Here is a 6,363-nt window from a genome sequence, read left to right on the forward strand (position 1 = left end):
AGTCCTTATGCGTCCTTATCGCAATATCAGCGATCCAGAACTCGAGAGTTTAGGTGCCATCCGAGAGTGGGATGCACAAAAAGTCCTCTCCCTTTCCATGCCCTCCCCCATTTTGTGGGTTCATACGGCAAGAGAAAAATTTCACCGCCTTGACCCGATGGATGGATGTCTCGTCAAAACGATTACGATAGAAAGAGTCCAGGGAGACGTTATCAAAACGAATTTTGGAAGCTATTCCCTCGATACGGGTAAAAATATCTATTATTCGTGCGGATGCAAGAAATTTTGCGACTGTTACGGGCAGCTCTATCTTCTCAAGGATTCGAATGCGTTATCTGGTCGATATTCGGCTTGACGGAAAAAGCCGCCTTTATCCGATCGATGCGGATAATGAAACACAGGCTCTCGAGCGTCTGAAGCTCCGTCTCCCCCCTCATCAGCGAGAATCAATTATTATTGATTCGATAACGCTTGACCCCGCAACAATACCGAATAATGACCCTTTCGGCGTTTTCTCGGATTGACTTTTTTACTCTGTTCCCGGTCGTTCTTTTGACTCAATAAAATAAGATTTTATAATCTATTTTTCATTAAATCACTTCTCGCAAACTGAATTTGTAAACTTTTGTTTACCCTTGTTGACTATACTAGGGGGAGCATGCTTATTCAGATTTGCTTAATCTTTAACTCAAGATAGAGCCATTGGTTTCAATCGAACAGGGGAAATGAATGACGACAAACATACCGCTAGACGGGATCGATCTCTCGACCCATCCGTTTGGATGGATGTTGCTTCTTATTTTTATCGCCGGATATTATTTTATCGCGATGGAAGACAAATACCATATTGACAAAGCCAAACCTGCACTGTTCATCGGAACCTTCATGTATATCCTCATCGGAGCCTTTTATGCTTTCTACGGACTGAATTTCATCCCGTTCAAAAGCGAGATCACCCATCTCGTCTATGAAATCGCAGAGATCTTCTTTTTCTTGTATGTAGCGATGACCTTTGTCGAAGCACTCATCGAGAGAGGAGTATTTAATGCACTCAAAGGAAAGCTGATCGCCAAAGGATACAGTTACCGCGAACTCTTTTGGATTACGGGAATCCTCGCATTTTTTATCTCTCCGATTGCGGACAATCTGACTACCGCTTTGATTCTCTCAACCGTCCTCATCACGATAGAAAAACAAAACAAAGCTTTTTTAGTCCCCAGCGCTATCAATGTTGTCGTCGCCTCCAATGCCGGCGGAGCATGGAGCCCGTTTGGAGATATCACCACCCTGATGGCATGGACTGCCCAAAAAGGGGAGTTTGCCGATTTTCTCTATCTTTTCCCTGCGGCATTTCTGGGATGGCTCGTAACCGCTTATCTTCTGGTACGTTATGTACCGGATGAGGATCCGAACAAAGAAGGTGACCCTGAAATCGCGGATAAGATTGAGATCCTCAAAGGTGGAAAAGTCATCGTATTTATCGGAATCGCGACCATCGCCATCTCAGTCTTATGTAAACAGGTGATGCAGCTTCCTCCGATGTGGGGAATGCTCTTTGGCCTTTCCGTTTTACAGCTCTATATGTACACACTGAAACGACGTCACAAACAAGACGTCAATATTTTTAAATCGATCAGTAAAATCGAGAACAATACCCTCCTCTTTTTCTTCGGAATCCTAGCGGCGGTCGGTGCTCTCTATTTCGCAGGGTTCTTGGGATACATTACCAAATTGTACGAAGTCGTCGATCCAACCTACGTCAATATCGGACTCGGATTCGTCTCTGCCGTTATCGATAATGTCCCGGTCATGTCTGCGGTGCTTAAAGCCAACCCGCCGATCGATTACACCCAATGGATGCTCGTGACACTGACAGCTGGTGTCGGAGGATCGCTTATCAGTTTCGGAAGTGCGGCGGGAGTCGGAGTGATGGGGAGAATGCACGGCATCTATACCTTTTCCTCCCACATGAAACTTTCCTGGACGGTATTGGCAGGATATATCGTATCGATCAGTGTCTGGTATTTACAATTTAAAGTTTTAGGAATTGATTAAGAAAATTGTTCGCTATGTAAAGGAGATAAATGAATCATAAATGTCTACGGGTACCCGTGTTGGTTGCAACACTTTTATTTGCAACCGCTGCACAAGCAACAGAGACTCAACAATCTGAAACGATTGAGAAACCGCTATTTACACCTTTAATCGAGCGTTATATTTTAGATGAACTCAAATCTGTCCGCACCGATCAGCAGCAATTGCGCAACGATACCGAAAAACGGATTTCCAGAGCAGAAGTAGAGCAAACCGATCGCGCTGCACGATATGTCACCGACACCATCGGAAATATTTTCTATCTGATTGCCGCTGCAACCTCTCTTTTGATCTTTGCCGGATGGAACTCATTGCGAGATATCCGGAAAAAAACGGAAGATATGATTGAAATTCGGGTTGAGCAGATTACGAAAAAGTACAATGAAGAGCTTGAACTTCTCCAAAAACGCCTAGGTGAACAATCTAAAAAAATACTGGACAATCAAAATAGAATTTACACAACGCAATTTAGCCATTCGCTGTGGATGAGAGCAAATTTAGAGACCAATCTGCAATCTAAAATCGAGATCTATGATGAGATTTTAAAACTCAATCCTGACGACAGCGAAGCTTATGCCTACAAAGCGGATGCCGTATTGGATTTGGATCAATACGAGTGGGCACTCAATCTAAGTGACAAAGCAATCGAGATCGATCAAGATTATGGCTATGCCTACTGGCAAAGAGCCTGTGCCCATGCAAAACTCGGAAGCAAGATTGAAGCGATATCCGATCTGAAAACGGCACTGCATAAAAATCAAAATCTCAGAGAAGATATCGAGCATGAACCGTCATTTGAACATATAAAGGACTCTAAAGAGTTTAAAGAAGCTATCCTCTAACGGATTCAAAGGAGTATAATGCCCATTACAACGACGACATTTGAAAATGCCAAAATTCTCGCTGAACAATGGCAAAAAAATATAGAGCAAGATCGGGAAGATACCGAGAAAAAGTTCCACGAAGTTATGGTGAGAATGCTCAGAGATCCGATCAACAAGATTTTTCTAATCGAGCTATTGGATCAGAGTTTCCGTTCTCACGATAACAAGCGCATCGCGGATCAGCTCGAATATCTTTTTTCCAAATATGAAAATACCGATTTTTTTACCGAGTTCGAACAGCTTCTGATATGGCTGTTCCGTCATATCGGCATCTATCTCCCCTATATCTCTGTTCCCCTTTTGATCCGCTATCTTCGCAATGATGTCAGCAACGTCGTGATTAAAGGGGAGTCCTCCCTTCTCTCAGGGTATCTGGCAAAACGGAGAGACGAGCAGACCCGGGTCAACATCAATATTATCGGGGAAGCGGTTTTGGGTGAAAAAGAAGCGCATGAACGGATACTCAAATACATTGACGCTTTGGAAAATCCTTCAATCGACTACATCTCGATCAAAATCTCTACGATCTTTTCGCAGATTATCCCCCTGGCGCACGATTGGTCCGTGAATCAAATTTCCCGCTCTTTGGAGAGCATCTATATAACGGCCATGAAACACGATAAGTTTGTGAATCTCGATATGGAAGAGTACCGCGATGTCGCTCTGACCGTCGATGCCTTTATGCAAACCCTCTCCCAAGAGTCATTTCACTCACTGTACGCGGGGATCGTGATACAGTCGTATATTCCTGACGCCCTGAGCTATCTGCAAAAACTCTCAAAATGGGCACAAGAGCGGGTGAAAATGGGGGGTGCCCCGATCAAAATACGTCTGGTCAAGGGGGCCAATCAGGAAATGGAGCTGACCGAAGCAAGCCTGCGCGGATGGCCGTGTGTCACCTATCTGAATAAAGCCCAAACCGATGCAAACTATAAAATACTGATGGACTATCTCCTCGACCCTGCCCTCGCCTCCTGCGTCCATACGGGAATCGCATCCCATAATCTGTTCGACCATGCTCTGGGAATGCTCCTCGCACGCGAACGGGGAGTGGAAGACTCCTACAGTGCGGAGATGCTGGAAGGGATGAGCGAGACAGCCTATAAACTTCTCAAAAACGAAGGGCTGGAAGTTATCCTTTATGCCCCTACCGCTACGGCGAAAACTTTTACCAACGCCATCGCCTATCTGGTACGTCGGTTTGATGAGAATACCGCCGAACAGAACTTCTTACGCCACAGTTTCGGCTTGCACGTCAATTCTCCGGCATGGGAAAAACTGGTTCTAAGCTACGATGATGCCCTCACCAATATCCCCGATCTGAGCCTCAAACCCTTTCGCACCCAAAACAGGAATATTTCCCCGGATATGATCGAACCCGAATCCTACCGCTTTGAAAACGAAAGCGATACCGATTTTACACTGCCGCAAAATCGGCAATGGGCGGAGCAAATCCGTGACAAATGGAAAAATATTTCTCATAACGGCAGGTTTCACGCTAGCGCGGTCATCGGCGGTGTCGCGATAGAATCCGAAGAGCGGGTTCATGTCATCGACAAATCGCAATATCACGACAAAGTCATTGTGGGAAGCTATACCCCGGCTTCTGCAGAAAATATCCGCGAGGCTTTGAGTGTGGCAGCAGCCGATCCGGATGGTTGGCGGGCGCTCGATCCGCTCAGCAGGCAGAAAATTTTGATGAAGGTCGCCCATGAATTTCGAAAAAGCCGAGGGGACCTGATCGGTATCGCCGCTGCCGAAACGGGAAAAGTCTTTAATGAAACCGATGTCGAAGTCTCCGAAGCGATCGATTTTTGTAATTTTTACCCCTACAGCGTCCAAGAGTTCACTGCCCTTACCAACACGCACGCAACAGGAAAAGGGGTCGGCGTAATCATCAGCCCCTGGAATTTCCCCATCGCCATCCCTGCCGGAGGTATCGCCGCAGCCTTGGCATCCGGGAACACCGTTATCCTAAAACCCTCATCCAACGCTGTTCTGTGTGCCTATCGCCTTTGTCAATGTTTTTGGGAAGGGGGAGTCAGCAAGAATACCCTCCAGTTTCTCCCGACGAGCGGCGAATCGGCAGGAAAATACCTCATCACCGATCCCCTCGTCGATTTTGTCATCTTTACCGGAGGCGAAACAACCGCCTACGCCATGATCAAAGCGCGCCCCGATCTCCATCTCAGTGCCGAGACCGGAGGCAAAGACGCGACCATCGTCACGGCTTTGGCCGACCGCGATCAAGCGATCAAAAATGTCGTCGCATCCGCCTTTAATAACTCAGGACAAAAATGTTCGGCAACCTCATTGCTCATCTTGGAGAAAGAAGTGTATGAGGATCCCCATTTCAAGCAGACCCTGATTGATGCGGCATCCTCACTGCAGGTCGGATCGGTTTGGGATTTCCAAAACCGTATCGGCGCACTGATCACCCCTCCTTCGGGCAAACTCAAATATTCACTGGATTATCTCAGCGCAAACGAAAGCTGGGCTCTGGAACCTTCTTACGGCGATGATAACAATCCCTACATGCTGCGCCCGTCGATCCGATGGGGGACAAAAAACGGTGATTTTTGCCATATGAACGAGCTATTCGGACCGGTGCTCAGCGTTATGCGTGCCGAAAGTCTGGAGCATGCGATCGAACTGGTCAACGCAACCGGATACGGGCTTACCTCCGGGTTGGAAAGTCTCGACGAACGGGAGCAGGCCATTTGGCAAGAGAGCCTTCTCGCCGGTAACCTCTATATCAACCGCCCCACCACCGGAGCCATCGTCATGCGTCAGCCCTTCGGCGGCATGGGAAAATCCTCTATCGGAAGCGGCAGAAAAGCGGGCGGATTCAATTATGTTTCACAGTTTATGCATCTCTCTAGTAAGAGTACGAATACAGAGGAAAGACACCACCACCCCTATATCGACCGTCTCCGCACACTCCTCAGCGAGAGTAGTTCTTTTATCTCCGAGCTTCAATCCGCAATCGCTACCGCTGAAAATTTTGCCTACTGGCTGGATCGTGAGTTTACCCAAGAGCGGGATGTGTGCCGTATACGCGGAGAGAGCAACACCGTTCGTTATCGAAACGTTAAAAGCGTATTGCTCCGTTTTGAGTCCGGCGACAGTGTTGATGAGATATGCGCATCGATTGCGGCGGTCAAGATGGCAGGGGCAAAACTCTCCGTCTCGGTTCCTTCGGATTCATACAGTCCATCCTTGTCATGGCTAGCAGCGAACGAAGCTTCCCTTTTAGACCGTGAGGATACGTTTTCCCTAGAGGATGAGACCCGCCTGCTCAAATCGATGGAACAGGTCGAGAGAATACGCTATTTAAGAGCCGAAAACATCGCCCCTGAGACCTATCACAACAGTGCGGATAAAG

At 47.2% G+C, this 6,363-nt stretch carries 5 protein-coding genes; all 5 read left to right on the top strand.

Going from position 1 to position 6,363, the window contains the following annotated elements:
• The first annotated feature begins 7 nt into the window (after positions 1-7).
• On the top strand, positions 8-355 hold the full coding sequence (locus tag WAO38_RS06710) for a hypothetical protein (protein WP_422235559.1): 348 nt from the start codon (positions 8-10) through the stop codon (positions 353-355).
• A complete protein-coding gene (locus WAO38_RS06715) occupies positions 327-524 on the top strand; it encodes a hypothetical protein (protein ID WP_422235561.1) in 198 nt (65 codons plus the stop codon). The genes WAO38_RS06710 and WAO38_RS06715 overlap by 29 nt, the downstream gene beginning before the upstream one ends.
• 205 nt (positions 525-729) lie before the next feature.
• Positions 730-2,055 (top strand): sodium:proton antiporter NhaD, encoded by a 1,326-nt coding sequence (gene nhaD, locus WAO38_RS06720; protein ID WP_422235563.1) that lies wholly within the window; start codon positions 730-732, stop codon positions 2,053-2,055.
• A gap of 29 nt (positions 2,056-2,084) precedes the next feature.
• A complete protein-coding gene (locus WAO38_RS06725) occupies positions 2,085-2,936 on the top strand; it encodes a tetratricopeptide repeat protein (RefSeq protein ID WP_422235565.1) in 852 nt (283 codons plus the stop codon).
• Positions 2,937-2,954: 18 nt separating this feature from the next.
• Positions 2,955-6,363, top strand: a 3,409-nt coding sequence (locus WAO38_RS06730) for a proline dehydrogenase family protein (RefSeq protein ID WP_422235566.1), incomplete at its 3' end; no start/stop codon positions are given.

It is taken from the genome of Sulfuricurvum sp., assembly GCF_049277495.1.
Taxonomy (GTDB): Bacteria; Campylobacterota; Campylobacteria; order Campylobacterales; family Sulfurimonadaceae; genus Sulfuricurvum.

Bases quoted from the DNA above. Each gene is read 5' to 3' on its own strand.
- WAO38_RS06725 (WP_422235565.1), top strand. From the start codon at position 2,085: ATGAATCATAAATGTCTACGGGTACCCGTGTTGGTTGCAACACTTTTA.
- nhaD (WP_422235563.1), top strand. From the start codon at position 730: ATGACGACAAACATACCGCTAGACGGGATCGATCTCTCGACCCATCCG.
- WAO38_RS06715 (WP_422235561.1), top strand. From the start codon at position 327: ATGCGTTATCTGGTCGATATTCGGCTTGACGGAAAAAGCCGCCTTTAT.
- WAO38_RS06710 (WP_422235559.1), top strand. From the start codon at position 8: ATGCGTCCTTATCGCAATATCAGCGATCCAGAACTCGAGAGTTTAGGT.